Consider the following 16,843-nt stretch of genomic DNA (forward strand, 5'->3'; position numbering starts at 1 on the left):
TGTCCTTTAACACTTGGACAGCCGTTTTTCTATTTCTTCAGGAGAAAACGGCTTTGCATACAAATAGCCCTGTGCCTCGGTACAATTAAGTGCCAGCAGCAGCTCCGCCTGCTCATTTGATTCTACGCCTTCGGCAATCACTTTTAAATTTAAATTTTGCGCCAGATCGATGATGGCTTTTACGATCGCCTGGCGATTCTCGGTTAAATCCCGGACGAAAGACTGATCAATTTTCAGCTTCGTAATAGGAAAGCGGCTTAAATAGCTGAATGAACTGTAGTCGGTGCCAAAATCATCAATACTCACCTGAATGCCGATGCTGCGCAGCCGGTCTAAAATCTGCAGGGCGTGAGCTGCATCAGCCGTCATGCTCTCCGTAATTTCAATCGTCAGCCACTCGGGTGAAAGGCCGGTTCGCTCTAAAATCGGCTCCACCTGTTCGGCAATGCGCTGGGCCGATTCACGTGAAATCGCTGGAAGCAAAATCGCATATTCATCACTGCCAAGCCGGGCAGCCGTGTCTGTGCCTCTAATACATTTTTGAAGCCAGGCGGCTACTTTGCTGAGTAAAAGATCTCCTGTATTGTGGCCTAAGGTATCATTTACATTTTTAAATCGGTCCAAATCAAGAAACATGAGGGCGAAAGACTGATTATATCGGGACGAAGAGGAAAGAGCTTCATCTAGTTTTTTTGAAATTGACGCCGGTTGGCAAGACCCGTTAAATCATCATAATGAGCCATTTTTTGTACTTGTCTTTCTGTTTCTTTCCGCTCGGTAATATCGGTGGCCGTGCCGATTACTTCTGTGACTTTTTCACCTTCAAAAAGAGGAGAAAGATGAACGAGAAGAGAGAAATGAAGTATATTTACCTCGAAATTAACTTATTCACCGGTAAAAGCGCGCCCCAAATAACCGGATATGTATGTAGCTGCCTGTTTTGAAACGATATCTTTAAGCTGGCTTTTGTCGGCCCAATCAGCTGCAAGCTCCATTTTCTCTAACAGCTTTCCTTCAAGCATTGTCAACACAATCTGCCCGTCTTCATTTTTCCTATACTTGAATACAGCATTTTACAAATGTCTGGCTGTCGTTTGAAATTCGTTTTTTAATACGTGTTTTAAAGCGGCTTCTGCTTGAATTTTATCGGTAATATCCACATCAATCGAAAGGAATTTGCAAGGCATCCATTTTCATCCTGGATCGGTACAACCGTTGCATGAATGCTGTAAAGAGACCCGTCCTTTGCACGGTTATGCAATTCACTCTGCCAAACTTGTCCCCGCTCTAACATATGCCACATCTCATCAAAATAATCGTCCGGATGCATGCCCGAGACAAATAAGGAATGCTTTTGGCTAATAATTTCTTCCTGCTCGTATTTACAAAGCGTGCAAAAACGGTCATTCACATACAAAATAATGCCGTCTCGACCGGTAACGGAAATAGAAAAGTGCTGGTCTAGAGCCCGGACAATTGACGAAAAATCATGCAAATGGTTTAACAATGGACTCCAATCCTTTCACTCGCTGCTTTTTGGAGGTCTATTGCACCTATCAGTTCCATTTTTTTAATGATCTTGTCAGTCCCTTTTTGATCTTGAGCTTGTTTTTATCAGTGAAATCTTTATTTTTTGGACTGAAATGGGTATAGAGCACATAATATATAAAATCGGAGGGATTTACATGAGATGGAAATATTGGAAGGTGGTTTTACGCTATGGTCATGTAGGCAAGCGAAATGAGGTTAGTGTAGCACGATATTTATTAACAGAAGCTCACTACACATCGGTGCTGGTTATGGATCAGGCTGCTCATATGCCGGGCGTGAAGCATAATGGGGTTACGTCTGTGACAGAAATTAGCCGGGATACATTTTTAGAGGGAAAAAGAAGGGAACAGGAGAACTTTTTTCTTCAAAAAATGAAAGCGTTCCATAAAGAGCTTCCAGCTTAAACAAGTGGTCTCGTCTGCCTCCTTGTGGCATTTGAGGCCGCTTTCTTTTATGCTTACATAGAGGTGAATAAAATGGGGCGAGTAACCGTAGTAGGCAGTTACGTAACAGATGTCATGATCCGGACGCCGCATCTGCCGGCACCGGGAGAAACCGTTCTGGGAGGTCCTTTTCAAATCGGTCCTGGCGGTAAGGGGGGCAATCAAGCAACAGCAGCGGCGAGAAGCGGGTCAAATGTGATGTTTGTAACCAAAATTGGCACAGACATCTTTGGACAGGAAGCGGTCCAGCACTTCAAGCGGGAAGGACTTGATATTCGGTTTATGCAGAGAAGCGAAAAAGAAGCAACAGGCACGGCTCTTATTTCCGTTGATGACGCAGGGGAAAATAGTATTGTCATCGCACCGGGCGCGTGTGGAGCGATGAGCGGTGCAGATGTAGAAAGGGCAGAAGAAGCAATCGAACGAGCAGATCTTTTGGTGCTTCAGCTTGAAATTCATTTTGAGGCGATTGGGGCGGCCATTCAAAAAGCCGCCCGCTGCGGTGTGCCCATTCTATTAAATCCTGCTCCCTATACGGCTTTCCCAATGGAGTGGCTTCAGCATGTTACATACGTAACGCCAAATGAAACAGAAGCCCGCGGTTTAACGGGAATTACTGTAGAAGATGAAGCATCCGCCCAGCGCGCAGCCGATATCCTGCATGAAAAAGGCGCCAGTGTGGTCATGATTACCATGGGCAAAAAAGGGGTGTTTTTATCGCAAGGAACGGGTAAAGGCCGGAAAGTGGAAGGGTTTTCGGTGGAAGCGGTCGATACAACTGGCGCAGGCGACGCTTTTAACGGCGGATTTGCGCATGCTATCACCAGCGGTATGAATATCGAAGAAGCCGTTCAATTTGGACAGGCTGCTGCGGCTCTTTCTGTTACGAAAGCAGGCACTGCTGTGTCTATGCCGTCTAGTAAAGAAATAAAAGCGTTTTTAAAGACGGTGTTTTAGGGAATACAAAGAAAAAAGGAGGGTTCTGTATGGGTTTTTTAAGCAAGCTTTTTGGCGGTAAAGAAGAAGGCAATACAGCGCAAAATACGGATGAAATCATTCTTGTCTCTCCAATGAGCGGGGATGTGATCAGTTTGGAAGAGGTACCAGACCCGGTATTCTCACAAAAAATGATGGGTGACGGCATAGCGGTGAATCCATCGGAAGGAAAAGTAGTGGCGCCGGCTGACGCAAAAGTACTGAATGTGTTTCCGACAAAGCATGCAATTGGCTTGGAAACAGCCGGAGGCCTTGAGCTTCTTATTCATGTTGGGCTTGATACGGTTAACATGAAAGGCGAAGGGTTCGATGTAAAAGTCTCAGAAGGAGATCAAGTAAAGAAGGGGGATGTGCTGCTTACATACAGCCTGGAACTCGTTCGCGAAAAAGCAGCGAGCACCATCACCCCGCTGATCATCTCTAATGGGGATCTTGTAAAGCAAATGGCAAAGCATGAACATGTAAGAGCCGTCGCCGGCGAAACGCCTGTGATGACGATCAAGATAAAATAAAAAGGAAGCCCCTTGTATAGAGGGGGCTTCCTTTTTGCGTGCAGGCAGTCTAAGCATTTAATAAAATAAACAATGGCTAAAGCAGAAATGAAGATCAAAGCATGAAGAAAACCATTAACAATGGGCGCAGAGGCGCTGATCATTGTAGAAAGAATGACGAATAACATGAACGCATATTTTAAAGTAAAGTGAGTCGTATCGCTAAAAATGGATTTTGCACGGACAAAGGAACGTAAAAGCATCATTGCTGTGCGGACAGCCAAAGAAAGCGTCTGCCTCCGAGCCCAAACTGATTTATTTAAGCCTGGTCTTGAGCGTTTTCGCCAACAGCGCCATCTCCCTCAGATTGCTGCTTGTTTAAAATATGGCCGGCGAGCGCATATAACACAATAGTTGAAGACAAATGAGCAGAAAGCTGTGAAGGGTCTTGCTGTGGGTATACTTCTACAAAATCCATCCCGGCAATGCCCTGTTTGGCAATTTCATGAACAAGCGTTAACAATTCATAGGATGTCAGCCCGTTTCCATCAACCGGCCCGCCTGGATTAAACGCATAGTCCAGAACATCGCTGCAAATGCTCAAATAAACGCAGTCCACTTCTCTAGATGCAAGCTCATGCAGACGGCGTGCCAGTGCCCTTAAGTCTGGATGCTCCCGAATATCGTTAATCGTAATGGTGATGGCGCCTGCATCGCGGGCATTCCGGCCGCTTTCAGGCTTGTTGCGGGGACCGTGAATACCGGTATGAATGATGCTTTCGTTTCGTACACCTTCCTGTTCATACAGCCGCATAAACGGACTGCACCGTGCATATGGATCGCCTTCATGAGACGGCAGGTTATCGTAATGGGCGTCTAAATGAATAATGCCTACCTTTTTTCCTTGATTCGTCAGGGACCGCACAATTGGAAATGTGACGCCATGGTCACCGCCAAGCCCGATTAAAAACTTGCCGCTTTTCCATAGCGGATCGGTAAACTGCGTGATCCGGTTCATCGTTTCTTCTACATCGGCTGGTACAACATCTACATCCCCTATATCTCCGAGCTTCATATGTTCAAACACGTCTATATGATCAAGTTCAGGCAAATAGCCGCTATAGCGGCCTGAACTTAACCGCATCACTTTTGGCCCAAGTTCACACCCCGTGTAATCGCCCCATGTTACAGCGCCTTCCCACGGCACGCCGTACACAACAGCGTCAACTTCACCCAAAAGGTTTTCAGCTGTTAAATTTTGTGACCCTAAAAAACAAGGCGTATTTCCGTAAATGGTCTCACTCATCCAAACAGTCCTTTCTCCATAAGATCTGGTTTTTCTTTTCCCTAACACGGCGGAAGAAAACCGGTAATTTGGAATAAGGCAGTGGTAAAATAGAACAGAGGTGATAAGGTGAAGCAGTTATTCAATATTTTTCTAACCTTTTTTAAGCTGTCACCCATTATGTTTGGCAGCTGTTACGCTTTGATTCCAGTAATTCAACAGGAAATTGTAGAAAAACTTGCCGGCATGGCTTTTATTCATAAATACAATGCAGCGGTTAAAAAAACCGGGCAGACAGCAGGAAAAGGAGAATCTGGCTGTCTGCCCGGTTTTTTTAATGTAAAAAGACCATATCATTTCCTTGCTCAAACCGATCATGGTACTTTAAAAGGAGAGAGCTAGATGCAGCGGAAGGAAGGTTTTTTATGGAAATTGGAATCAGCACATTTGTTGAAACCACACCGGATGTGGAGACAGGCAGTGTCATCAGTCACGCTGAGCGGCTGCGCCAGGTAGTAGAAGAAATTGTGTTAGCCGATCAGGTCGGTCTTGATGTGTTTGGCGTAGGGGAACATCACCGTGAAGATTACGCGGCGTCTTCTCCGGCTGTGGTGCTGGCTGCAGCGGCACCCCAGACCCAAAAAATCCGGCTGACGAGTGCGGTGACGGTGTTGTCATCGGCCGATCCGGTACGCGTATTTCAGGACTTTGCTACGCTTGACGCCCTGTCAAACGGACGGGCAGAAATTATGGCCGGGCGGGGGTCATTTATTGAGTCCTTTCCTTTGTTTGGATATGATTTAAAGGATTATAATGAACTATTTGATGAAAAGCTGGATCTGCTGCTGAACATTCGGAGTGCTGAAAAAGTAACGTGGCAGGGAAAACACCGGCCGGCGATTCAAAATCTCGGCATATACCCGCGCCCGGTGCAAAACCCGCTTCCAGTCTGGATCGGCAGCGGCGGCAATTCTGAATCGGTCGTTCGCGCCGGGCTTCTCGGCCTGCCGCTTGTGCTCGCCATTATCGGCGGCAGCCCGGTTCAATTTGCCCCGCTTGTAGAGCTGTATAAAAAGGCGGCTGTGCATGCCGGGCATGATCCGGCTGTTCTGCCAGTAGCGTCGCATTCGCACGGCTTTTTAGCAAAAAGCACAGAGGAGGCGGCTGATTTATTTTTCCCGTCTACACAGGCGGCGATGAATAAGCTGGGCAGGGAGCGCGGATGGGGGCCGTACAATCGGGCAAGCTTTGATGCCGCCCGCAGCTTCGAGGGTGCTTTGTATGTAGGAGATCCGAAAACAGTCGCCCAAAAAATCATTCATCTTCGTAAAAAAGTCGGGATTACCCGCTTTATGCTGCATGTTCCGGTTGGCACAATGCCGCATGATTTAGTAATGAATGCGATCGAACTGCTTGGAAGAGAAGTGGCGCCGGTTGTACGTGAAGAAATCGCTCAATGGGAAGCGGATGGGCAGCCGCAATAAGGAAAGGAGCCTTGAAATGATTGTTCTCGAAAATGAACTGCTGACCGTGCACATTTCTCCATCTGGAGCGGAAGTACGGAAGGTATTTCACAAAAAAATAGGTCTGGATTATATGTGGAGCGGAGACAGCCAGTATTGGGGACGTGTGTCACCGGTTCTGTTTCCGATTGTCGGCCGTCTGAAACGAGACCGGTATGCGCTTGATGGCAGATCTTACAGAATGCCGCAGCATGGTTTTCTGCGGGATGTGGAGTTTACCGTGCAGGATCAGGAAAAAGAGTATGCGGCTTTTTGTTTTGACCCGCTTGATTCATTTTTAGATATTTACCCGTTTCGATTTCAAGTGGTGATTTATTACACGTTAAAAGAGGACTCTTTAAATGTCCGCTGGGAAATTAAGAACGAGCATCAAGAAAAGATGTATTTCTCGATCGGGGCCCATCCCGCCTTTAACGTACCGCTTCAAGCGGAAGAAAAAGCGGAAGACTATACATTGAATTTTACACCGGCCGCGGGCAGACAGGCAACGCAATATGAGCTGGTAAATTCAATGGCAAAGGAAAAAAAGACGGTTCAAACCATAGAGCCGATCTCCATTCAGTCCTCCTTGTTTGAACAGGACGCCTTTATATACAGCCATATTGACCGTGTTTCACTTCGCTCAAACCGGACCGGCCACGGGGTAGAAGTGGACCTGGCTGGATTTCCCTTCGTCGGCATTTGGTCAAGCTACAACAAAAAAACCGGCACGATGGCACCGTTTGTATGCATCGAACCGTGGTACGGCATCGCTGATACAGTTGATGCCAGCGGCAAGCTGGATGAAAAGCTGGGCATAAACGAGCTTGAACCAGGCGGCCGGTTCGAAGCCAACTATACCATTTCATTTATATAAAAAAACGATCTGGCTGGTCAACAGCCGGATCGTTTTTTTAATCCCAAAAAATTTAAACATTTTACTAAAAATATTCAATTACCAATGATAGCGTTTTCAATTACACTAAGAAAAAATAAATCAGGGAGGATGATTTTATGAGTACTCCGTCTAATGTCAATACGGCCAGACGTGCCCACCCATTTGAAGTACATGAAAAAAAACAAAAGAAAATCAACTGGGTTCCATATTTGATGATTGCTCCGTCCGTTTTCATTGTCGTAGCGTTTCTGTTTTATCCAATTGGCACGGTATTTTATTACAGTTTGTTTAATTATGATTTATCAGCGCCTTATTACAATGGATTTATCGGTCTTGAAAATTTTAAAGAAATCTTTACGGCGGACAAAACCTTTCTGCCGAGTCTGTTTATTACATTAAAATGGGTCGTGTCACAAGTGGGCCTTCAACTTGTTTTTGGCATGGCCGTAGCACTTCTCTTAAATCAAACGTTCAAATTCCGCGGTATGTTTCGGGCAGCAGCTTTTATTCCATGGGCCATTTCAGGCGTTCTGGCCTCGGTCATGTGGTCACTTATGTACAATGAACATATGGGTGTACTGAATGATTTGTTTATGCGGATTGGAATAATCAGCGAAAGCAAGGCATGGTTATCTGATGTCAGCACAGCTTTTGGCTCAATTGTGGTCGCTGAACTATGGCGCGGCATTCCTTTTTTTGCAATAACGCTTTTAGCCGCCCTGCAAAGCATTCCAAATGAGATGTATGAAGCAGCAAAAGTGGACGGGGCGGGAAGACGAAAAACGTTTTTCTTTATTACGCTGCCGCAGCTGAAAAACACAATTATCCTAACCGTGCTGCTCCGTACGATTTGGGAGTTTAATAATGTTGATTTGATTTTTAACTTAACAGGCGGCGGACCGGCAGAATCTACAACGACGCTGACGATGTACATCGCATCACAGGCGGTGCACGGCAGCAATTTTGGATATGGCTCAGCGCTTACGGTCGTTTCATTCGCTGTTCTGCTCATTTTTGCGGTTGTCTTTTTGAAAGTAACGAAGTATGAAAAAGAGGAGGCGGAACGATGAATAAAACGATGGATCGCTGGCTGACACTCCGGCTTCCGCTTGCAGTAATGCTTATTTTCACCATGTTTCCGTTTTACTGGACAATTAATACCGCTTTTAAAATGGATGGAGATATTGTCAAACGTCCGGTTGAATACATTCCAACTGCACCCACTATCGATAACTTTGTTATTGCCTGGAGCAATGTTGGCTTTGCGACTTACTTTAAAAACAGTTTAATTGTTGGTGTAAGCACGGTTGCCCTTGTTTTGGTCCTGTCTATTTTATCGGGATACGCACTCAGCCGGTACAAATTCAAAGGAAAACGTGCTTTCATGGTGATGCTTCTTTGTACACAGTTTATTCCAAGAGCAATGCTTATTATCCCATTGTTTATTATTTTCAAAAACCTGGGATTAATCAGCAGCCCGCTTTCATTAATTATTACGTATGCCGCTGTAGAAATTCCATTTACAACTGTTCTCATGAGCGGCTTTATTTCCAACGTGCCGAAAGAGCTGGAAGAAGCGGCTATGATTGACGGATGCAATCGGCTTCAATCGCTGCGCCATGTTGTCTTCCCGCTTCTTGTACCGGGCATTGTAGCTACAGGCGTGTTTACTTTGATTTATACATGGAATGAGTTTCTGCTAGCGCTTATGCTGACCAATCAGCAAAGCAAGTTTACACTCCCGGTTGGGCTCAGCTACATGATGGGTGAATTTAATGTGAACTACGGTGCTCTTGCTGCAGGAAGTGTCATTGCGCTTGTTCCGGCGGTTCTGCTGTTTATTTACGCACAAAAGCATTTGGTCAGCGGCCTGGGCGGCGCGGTCAAAGGTTAACATATCCAAGGGGGAATTGAGATGAGAAAAAAATTATTTCACGGTATGTCAACGTCATTTGTGCTGGCTTCTATGCTGCTGGCGGGCTGCAACAGTGGTGACACAGAAGTTGAGGGCTCATCAAGTCCTGGCACAAAATCTGATCCTAATGAACAAATTACGATTACATTCTGGGATGAAAATGCCGGCCCGCAGCGGACACCGATTTGGGAAGAGCTGATTACACGCTTTGAAGCAGAGCATAAAAATATTGATGTAGAGTATGTAGGACTTCCAAAGGATTCAGCGAAGCAAAAGCTGGATGCTGCTATTGCAGCAGACGATATGCCGGATGTCGGCAGTGTGCAGACAAGCTGGCTGCCGGAATTTGCAGCGCGAGACGCTTTGCTGCCGCTTGATGAGCAGTTTGACAGCTGGGAAGAAGGAAGCAAAATCAATAAAAGCGCGGTTGACTTTAACAAAGAAATTGTTATGGATGGAAAATTATACGGAGTTCCGTATACACAAAACCTGGATATTTTATGGTACCGGCCAGACTGGTTCGCCGAGAAAAATGTAAAAGCACCAGAAACGTGGGATGAATTTTTCACAGCTGCCGAAAGCATGACTGACAAAGCGAACAATCGGTACGGCTATACGATCCGCGGCGGAGCAGGGGGCTCCTTCCAGCTGCAGCGCCTTATGTATGCTTATTCCGGCCTTGAAGAGTATGTAGATAAAGATGGCAAAAGTACAATCAACGATCCGAAACACGTTGAGTTTTTGGAAAAATATTTTGATATGTATCAAAAGTTCACACCAAAAAGTGATATAACAAACGGTTACAAAGAAATGATTGCAGGATTTGATACAGGAGCTGTTGCGATGGTGCAGCACAATGTCGGCTCATACGGGGAGCATAACGAATCACTTGAGCCGGGTCAATTTAAAGCGCTTGCACTTCCGAAATCAGAAGATGGTAAATATGTAGCAGAAGGCGGCAATACGATTGGTATGTCTATTTTTAAATCAACAGAGCATCCGGAAGCGGCCTGGGAATTTACTGCGTTCATTAACTCGGCCGAAAGTCAAAGCTATTGGAATGAAAAGGTTGGCCAGATTCCAACCAATTCAGACGTGCTGCAGGAAGACTGGGTGAAAAATGCTGATCATATTAAAGTAGCATTTGAAGTCTATGAAGATCCAAACCTTGTCCTATACAAACCGCCGTTTTATCTACCTGATTATCGATCTATTCTTGATAATACTGTGGATTCCGGCATTCAAAATGTAATGAGCGGCAAGGTGACTGTAAAAGAATTTTTAGATGAATGGGCCGGTGCGATTGAAGAATCACAAAAGCAATATGACGAACACTTTAAAAAATAAAAAAGGAAAGATGCCAGGTCAGGCATCTTTTCCTTCATTTACTGGAGGAATGCAGGTTGATCGGCACAACATATCCGTCGGAAAAAAGAAGCTATATGGATGAGAAAACCGGCAGAAAAGTATGGCAGCTAACAGCGTCTTCATCTAATTTCCACTTTTACTTTACAGATAATTCGTTTACGAAGAACAGCGGAGACATTTATTTTTTATCTGACCGAAGTGGACCGAAAAACTGCTACAACCTGTTTAAAATGGATATGGACTCAGGCCTCATGACACAGCTGACAGATGAAGCGGATGGAATTACACCAAGTTACCATACAAAAACGCCCGACAGCAAAATCATTGTGTATGTAACAGGGAACAAGGTGAAAAAACTGGAGACCGATACGATGGATCTGACTGTTTTGTACGAGGAGCAAGGCGATATAGACCTTGGCCACCCGCACATTAACGCGGAAGGTACATATATCGGCCTGGCGCGAAATGAGCGTGCGCCTATTCAGCGCGGCGCCAATTACAAAGGGTTTAAAGAAACAATGTATACAACAAAAAAGGGCTGGATCACATTGATTTCAATGGATGGAGAGACGGTAACCAATGTATTTGAAGACACCCATTGGCTTGGCCATTTTCAATTTTCGCCGCATGACAGCGATCTTGCCATGTTTTGTCACGAGGGACCTTGGAATCTTGTTCATCAGCGCATCTGGCTGCTTCGAATAGCCAGCCGGGATGTAAAGCCTTGTTTTCGCCAGTCAGAGGATGATTGTGTTGGCCACGAATTTTGGACAGCAGACGGCCGCATTTTTTTCGACAACCGGCGTAAAGGCCATGATGGAACGATCACCGTCCACAAAACACAGGCAACAATTGAACTGGAGAAGACGGATCAAGTTCCTTATGTAGGCCTGGCGGATTCTAAGGGAAATGTAATTCGGGTTATGGATTTGCCTTATTATTGCAACCACTATCATGCTAACCAAGAGGGTACATTGCTTGTCGGCGATGAAGCAGAGGATCTCGTTTTAATTGATATAAGCAGTAATAAGCCTTCAATTGAAACTCTTTGCACGCACAAAACGAGCTGGCAGTCACAAAAAACCCACTGCCATCCGACGTTCAGTTGGGATGACCGGCATATTTTATTTACCTCGGACAGGGAAGGCGAATGCCAGATTTATTTACTTTCATTGGAGGAGTGAAACCATGTTTGTTAAGGGGAGCGAAACAAAAACAGTACACGCGGGAGAAGGTGCAGTGAGGAAACTGCTTGGCTGCGGCGGCACGCTGACAATGGCGGAAGTTGAGTTTGAAAAGGGAGCAATTGGAGAAATGCATTCACATGAACATGAGCAGGTCTGTTATATCGTGCAGGGACGGTTCCAATTTAACTTAAACGGTGATATTCGCCTGCTTCAAAAAGGAGACAGCGTGTACGTTCCGTCAAATATCCAGCATGGCGTTACAGCACTTGAGGATCATTCCATCATTTTAGATGTGTTTACGCCGCAGCGCGAAGATTTTTATTAAGGGGGCTAAAGAAAATGAAGACGATTTCAATGGTTGAAACGGCAGAGCAGGCGTGCCGGGCTGTTATGAATACGTATACACCGGCTGAGCTGCCGCCGGCGGGTATTTGGCATTATCATCAAGGTGTGTTTTTGGAAGGGATGCGGCGTGTCTATGAGCAAACCGGAAACGAAGAATATTTCAATTATGTAAAGAACTATATTGACCTGCTCGTTGACGAAGAAGGAAATTTTTTATTTGCTAGAGAAGAATTGGATGCTATACAAGTAGGAATTCTTCTGTTTCCGTTGTATCAGAAAACGGGAGACAAGAGATACATGATTGCAGCGAAAAAACTACGAAGCTTGTATGGGTCATTCAATAAAACGACAGAAGGCGGCTTCTGGCATAAAGACAAATACCCGTATCAAATGTGGCTGGACGGCTTGTATATGGCCGGGCCGTTTGCGCTTATGTACAATGAACATTTCCATGAGCCGGAGCTGATTCAGCAGGTTCTTTATCAGGAAAAGCTGATGCGTAGCCATACAAAAGATCAGAACACAGGACTCTTTTATCATGCATGGGATGAGAAAAAACAGCAGCCGTGGGCAAACCGAGAAACAGGCTGTTCACCGGAGTTTTGGTCACGTTCTATTGGCTGGTATGGGACGGCTCTTATCGATATAGCAGAACGGCTGCCGGACTATCATCCATCCCGCACGGAATTAATAGAAGAACTGCGTGCCCTTATCCCGGCGCTGCTCGCTTTTCAAGACGAACAAACAGGGCTATGGTATCAAGTTACCCATAAGGGGGCACAGGAGGAAAACTGGCTGGAGTCATCCGGCACAAGCTTGTTTATTTACACGATTGCCAAAGCGGTTCAAAACGGCTGGGCAGACGCTTCATACTTAAAAGAGGCGGAACGGGCGTTTAACGGCTTGATGGAGCATATGGTATATACAAGCGGGGGACAGTGGAAGCTGAACGGCATTTGCATCGGGACCTCTGCCGGCGTATATGATTATTACGTTTCCCGCCCCGCGTCCGCTAATGACCTGCACGGAGTCGGTGCGTTTCTACTAGCAGTCATGGCTCTTGAACAAGCAAAAAAATAAAATATCCAAACCGGCAGGAAGATGATATCGTTAAAGGATAGTTCACATGAGAGAAGGGCTTGAATACGCATGCAGTTAAAAAAATGGAAAGCGTTTATTCAAAAACACTTCTTTTTTTCCTTTAAATCAACGATTATCAGCCTTTACCTGCCGGTTATGATTTTGTTTATAGCGATTATGGGCGGGGTATCTTATTTTCTCGCTGCTGACCAGATAAAAGAAAACGCATACAAAAATATCGATGATACTGTATTTCAGACGACGGGCTATTTGGAAAACCGTTTTACCGATGTGTTTGAGCAGCTGGTTTCGCTGGCGAATGATCCAACAATGAATGCAATCATTGCGAATGATCCGGATGATATTGATCCGAAAGATTATATTTCTTTTAACAATCACTTAAATCAAATTTTTATTAATTATAACTCTATGATTGAAGCGATTTTGGTTGACGTGCATGATGGGAAATTTCAACTGACGAAAAACGACGGCCAAACGAATTTTGTCCGCTTTCAATTTGAAGAGTATGCACAAAAGTTTACAGGAAGCAAAGAGGGCTATTACTGGCGGAATTTACATGCAGACGATATTTTTTATGGCATCAACAGCGAACCCAACAATGTGATCAGCGTATTTAAGCTGGTTGGAACAGCCCAGTCAAAAGCACACGGCATCGTTCTTTTTAACTTGCGCGGTGATTATTTTGAACGCATTTTTAATGAATCGCTGCTTGGTGAAAACGGCTACCTCGCTTTGATCAGCGAAGATGGATCGGTTTTATCCAAGCAGGTTGAAGAAGAATATATGATAGATGAAACGGTCGTTCAATACGCACAACGAGCGGATGCTGAACGGGGGCAGTTTGAGTTCCAAAAGCCAGGTGGCAAAGAAATGGTCGTCATTTACGATACGATGGAGTTAAACAACTGGAAAGTGGCCGCTGTATTTCCACAGGAGGACGTGCTTCAAAAAGTGAATTACATTAAATATGTAACGATTACGCTGATCCTCTGTTTAATGATTGTCGCTGTTGCCATTTCAAATGTTTTTGCCCGCTACATTACCGGGCCCATCCGGTCACTCGTTCAAAATATGAAGCTGGTGAACGAGCAAAATATCGCGATCCCCGCTGAGCCTTCCGAGCATGTCATGAAAGAAATGAAAATTTTAAACCACGGTATGGAAGAAATGATGCAAAAGCTAAACAAACTCATTGAACAGGTAAAAGTTGAGCAGGAGGAAAAGAGAAGGCTTGAATACGCTATTTTGTACGCGCAAATTACCCCGCACTTTTTATATAACACCTTATACTCGATCAAAAGCTTAAGCGATATGGGCATGAACGAAGAAGCCAGTGCTATGATTAGTGCGCTGTCTAACTTTTTTCGCATCAGCATCAGCAAGGGACGCGAACTGATTACCGTTGCAGAAGAAATCGAGCATATTCGCAGTTATCTTTTTATACAGGAAATGCGCTACGGTGATGATTTTTCATATGAGATCCAGATGGACGAAGGACTGGGACACTATCAAATCATGAAGCTTACCCTGCAGCCGCTCGTTGAAAATGCGCTTTATCATGGAGTTAAGCAGACAAGAGGAGAAGGAAAGATTTTGGTTTCGGTCCGCGAAGAAGAAGAGCAGTTAATTCTTTCTGTACAGGATAATGGCAAAGGGATACCACCGGAAAAACTGGCGGCTATCCGGCGTGAAATTTACCAAAAGGGGTCAGAAAAGCAGATGACTGGTATCGGGCTAAACAGCGTGCATGAGCGCATTGGCCTGCATTTCGGACCGTCCTATGGACTCTTTATAGAAAGCGAAGAAGGAAAAGGCACAGCTATTACATTGACAATACCAAAACGCGAACAAGGAGTGAAGCGGGCATGACGTGCAGGATAGTAATTGTAGATGATGACCGGATTATCCGGCGCAGCTTGTCGACAGCAATTCCATGGAAGGAACACGGTTTTGAGCTGGCAGGCGAAGCGGCAGACGGAGAAAAGGGCTTGGCGTTAATTAAGGAAACAAATCCGCAAATTGTGATTTCCGATATTAAAATGCCCTACATGGACGGACTTGAAATGGCCGGGAAAATCAAAGAAATGAATACGGGCATTAAAGTCATTCTATTAACAGGCTTTGAGGATTTTTCCTTTGCGCAAAAAGCCATATCGGTTCGGGCATTTGATTATCTACTAAAGCCGGTCAACCGGGATTGCCTGCTCCAAAAAGCGAAAGAAGCACGGGCAGAGTGGGAAAAAGAACAAAACGACCGGCGCCAGCTTGATGATCATCTTCCCGTGCGCCGTCAGCATTTCATTCGGGCGCTTCTTTATAAAAAAGTAGACAGTGCCGGGCTGGAAGACCAAATAAGGGAGCTGGGGCTGGCCCTGCACAGCCCGGTCCTTGCTGTACTGCTGGTGAAATTGGATGAACCGGTGCATCAGCAGTCCGGAAATAAACGGATCAAGCAGCAAGTTTTAGCGTTGGCCGAGCAGAACTTTCCGGCAAGTGCGATAACGGAGATGAGGCCCGATGAGTTTGCTGTAATTTGGCCGATGCCAGCCGATATGGAAAACTGGACAATGAGGGTTGAAGCATTTCAATCGACTATTCGCGGGTCTCTGCATACATCTGTAACCGTTACGGCGGGAGGGCTTTGCGATGAGCTTCAGCGTGTACCGGACGCCTACTCGGAGGCAGCAGCTGCTATGGAATTTCGGCATATCATCGGAAAAGACCGCTTTTTCACAATTGAAGATGTAGGGGAGTCCGTTCAAGAAGCCCAGCCTTTTCTTCAGCAGTTCGTTCAGGAAAAAGTGATCGAAAAAGTCAAAATGGGAATGTTATCGGAAGTAGAGCAATTTTTTTCGGAGGATCGGCTTCAGCAGCTGAAAAGAGCATACCTGCCTTTTCAGGAGGTTCGGATGGCGGCTATTCACCTGCTCATTATGCTGTCACAGGAAGTAGAGAGCTGGAGGGAAGAACGGCAAAAAGAAATCGTCGGTTACGTGCAGGATATAAACGGACTGCAGACGATTCAAGAGGTTTTTGAAAAACTTCACCATACATTTATACAAATGGCACAATCCGTAGAAGGGCAGCGCAAAAAACGGTCTGTTGTGGATGAGGCAGTCGATTATATTAAAGAGCACTTTTGTGAAGAAGACTTAACACTTCAAAAAACAGCCAGCCATGTTCACATGAATGCGGCTTATTTAAGTACGCAGTTTAAAGCGGAAAAAGGAATCAATTTTGTCGATTTTCTACTTGATTTGCGAATGAAAAAAGCCATGCAGCTGCTGAGGCAGGAACAGCTGAAGATTTACGAAGTGGCAAGCATGGTCGGCTATAGTAACCCACAGTATTTCAGTATTTGCTTTAAACAGTACACCAATCATTCACCGGGCCAGTTTAAAAAACTGTCCTAAGATCCATTCGGTTAAAAAAAGAGGAGCGGTCTTGCGTGCAGCAAGCCCGCTTCTCTTTGTCATGTTTAGGCTTAGTCTTTTCTGCGTGCAGCCGCTTCGTCTTTAATTTCTTCACGCATTCCTTCAATGCTTTCTTCGCGGCGTTCATTTTTCGCTTTGATGGCTGCCCGTTCTTTCCCGTTTGCAAAAACCATTGTTTCTTCCGCTGCCTCGATGTTTCCGATTGTGTTTTGCACCATTTCTTGAAGCTTTTGAACGTTGTCGGAACGGTTATCCGGTTTTGGACGGTTGTTGCGTGTCATGTGTATTCCTCCTTTGAAGTCTCGAGCAGTACAGTCCGTAGAATGC

General features: G+C 45.3%; 19 protein-coding genes. 14 read left to right on the forward strand and 5 right to left on the reverse strand.

Annotated features, from left to right (window positions below):
- Positions 1–6: 6 nt before the first annotated feature.
- From M3221_RS09355 to M3221_RS09365, 3 genes are all read right to left on the reverse strand, one after another.
- Positions 7–699 carry an EAL domain-containing protein gene (locus tag M3221_RS09355; RefSeq protein WP_251271760.1) on the reverse strand — a complete coding sequence of 231 codons (693 nt, stop codon included), beginning with the start codon at positions 697–699 and terminating at the stop codon, positions 7–9.
- Between the two features lie 185 nt (positions 700–884).
- Positions 885–1,031, reverse strand: a complete 147-nt coding sequence (locus M3221_RS09360; protein WP_251271246.1) for a hypothetical protein — start codon at positions 1,029–1,031, stop codon at positions 885–887.
- 89 nt (positions 1,032–1,120) lie between these two features.
- Complete coding sequence (locus M3221_RS09365; RefSeq protein ID WP_251271247.1) at positions 1,121–1,507, reverse strand: PAS domain-containing protein; 387 nt, start codon at positions 1,505–1,507, stop codon at positions 1,121–1,123.
- 178 nt (positions 1,508–1,685) lie between these two features.
- On the opposite strand from M3221_RS09365, the gene M3221_RS09370 reads away from it, so the two are divergent.
- From M3221_RS09370 to M3221_RS09380, 3 genes are all read left to right on the forward strand, one after another.
- Positions 1,686–1,955 carry a hypothetical protein gene (locus tag M3221_RS09370; protein WP_251271248.1) on the forward strand — a complete coding sequence of 90 codons (270 nt, stop codon included), beginning with the start codon at positions 1,686–1,688 and terminating at the stop codon, positions 1,953–1,955.
- Between the two features lie 72 nt (positions 1,956–2,027).
- On the forward strand, positions 2,028–2,951 hold the full coding sequence (rbsK, locus tag M3221_RS09375; protein WP_251271250.1) for a ribokinase: 924 nt from the start codon (positions 2,028–2,030) through the stop codon (positions 2,949–2,951).
- Positions 2,952–2,980: 29 nt separating this feature from the next.
- Entirely contained in the window at positions 2,981–3,502 is a 522-nt protein-coding gene (locus tag M3221_RS09380) for a PTS sugar transporter subunit IIA (RefSeq protein WP_251271252.1), read from the forward strand.
- Positions 3,503–3,800: 298 nt separating this feature from the next.
- On the opposite strand, the gene M3221_RS09385 is transcribed toward M3221_RS09380, so the two are convergent.
- Positions 3,801–4,787, reverse strand: a complete 987-nt coding sequence (locus tag M3221_RS09385; RefSeq protein ID WP_251271254.1) for an agmatinase family protein — start codon at positions 4,785–4,787, stop codon at positions 3,801–3,803.
- Positions 4,788–4,895: 108 nt separating this feature from the next.
- Between M3221_RS09385 and M3221_RS09390 the strand changes: the two genes are divergently transcribed.
- The 11 genes from M3221_RS09390 (at position 4,896) to M3221_RS09440 (ending at position 16,495) form a co-directional block, all read left to right on the forward strand.
- Positions 4,896–5,168, forward strand: coding sequence for a hypothetical protein (locus tag M3221_RS09390; RefSeq protein ID WP_251271256.1), 273 nt, complete (start codon positions 4,896–4,898; stop codon positions 5,166–5,168).
- A gap of 23 nt (positions 5,169–5,191) precedes the next feature.
- A complete protein-coding gene (locus tag M3221_RS09395) occupies positions 5,192–6,250 on the forward strand; it encodes an LLM class flavin-dependent oxidoreductase (RefSeq protein ID WP_251271257.1) in 1,059 nt (352 codons plus the stop codon).
- Between the two features lie 16 nt (positions 6,251–6,266).
- Positions 6,267–7,145, forward strand: coding sequence for an aldose 1-epimerase family protein (locus M3221_RS09400; RefSeq protein WP_251271258.1), 879 nt, complete (start codon positions 6,267–6,269; stop codon positions 7,143–7,145).
- A 137-nt stretch (positions 7,146–7,282) separates the two neighbouring features.
- Positions 7,283–8,236, forward strand: a complete 954-nt coding sequence (locus M3221_RS09405; RefSeq protein ID WP_251271260.1) for a carbohydrate ABC transporter permease — start codon at positions 7,283–7,285, stop codon at positions 8,234–8,236.
- Entirely contained in the window at positions 8,233–9,060 is an 828-nt protein-coding gene (locus M3221_RS09410) for a carbohydrate ABC transporter permease (protein WP_251271262.1), read from the forward strand. The genes M3221_RS09405 and M3221_RS09410 overlap by 4 nt, the downstream gene beginning before the upstream one ends.
- Positions 9,061–9,081: 21 nt before the next feature.
- Positions 9,082–10,428, forward strand: coding sequence for an ABC transporter substrate-binding protein (locus M3221_RS09415; protein ID WP_251271263.1), 1,347 nt, complete (start codon positions 9,082–9,084; stop codon positions 10,426–10,428).
- A gap of 56 nt (positions 10,429–10,484) precedes the next feature.
- On the forward strand, positions 10,485–11,633 hold the full coding sequence (locus M3221_RS09420) for an oligogalacturonate lyase family protein (protein ID WP_251271265.1): 1,149 nt from the start codon (positions 10,485–10,487) through the stop codon (positions 11,631–11,633).
- Between the two features lie 4 nt (positions 11,634–11,637).
- Positions 11,638–11,961, forward strand: coding sequence for a cupin domain-containing protein (locus M3221_RS09425; protein ID WP_251271267.1), 324 nt, complete (start codon positions 11,638–11,640; stop codon positions 11,959–11,961).
- Between the two features lie 14 nt (positions 11,962–11,975).
- On the forward strand, positions 11,976–13,061 hold the full coding sequence (locus M3221_RS09430; protein ID WP_251271269.1) for a glycoside hydrolase family 88/105 protein: 1,086 nt from the start codon (positions 11,976–11,978) through the stop codon (positions 13,059–13,061).
- A 69-nt stretch (positions 13,062–13,130) separates the two neighbouring features.
- The gene (locus tag M3221_RS09435; RefSeq protein ID WP_251271271.1) at positions 13,131–14,951 is read left to right on the forward strand and encodes a cache domain-containing sensor histidine kinase; all 1,821 of its coding nucleotides are present in this window, start codon (positions 13,131–13,133) and stop codon (positions 14,949–14,951) included.
- On the forward strand, positions 14,948–16,495 hold the full coding sequence (locus tag M3221_RS09440) for a response regulator (RefSeq protein ID WP_251271272.1): 1,548 nt from the start codon (positions 14,948–14,950) through the stop codon (positions 16,493–16,495). The genes M3221_RS09435 and M3221_RS09440 overlap by 4 nt, the downstream gene beginning before the upstream one ends.
- Before the next feature lie 71 nt (positions 16,496–16,566).
- On the opposite strand, the gene tlp is transcribed toward M3221_RS09440, so the two are convergent.
- The gene (gene tlp / locus M3221_RS09445) at positions 16,567–16,797 is read right to left on the reverse strand and encodes a small acid-soluble spore protein Tlp (RefSeq protein WP_251271273.1); all 231 of its coding nucleotides are present in this window, start codon (positions 16,795–16,797) and stop codon (positions 16,567–16,569) included.
- Between the last annotated feature and the right edge of the window lie 46 nt (positions 16,798–16,843).

The organism is Domibacillus indicus (assembly GCF_023715895.1).
GTDB lineage: Bacteria > Bacillota > Bacilli > Bacillales > Domibacillaceae > Domibacillus > Domibacillus indicus_A.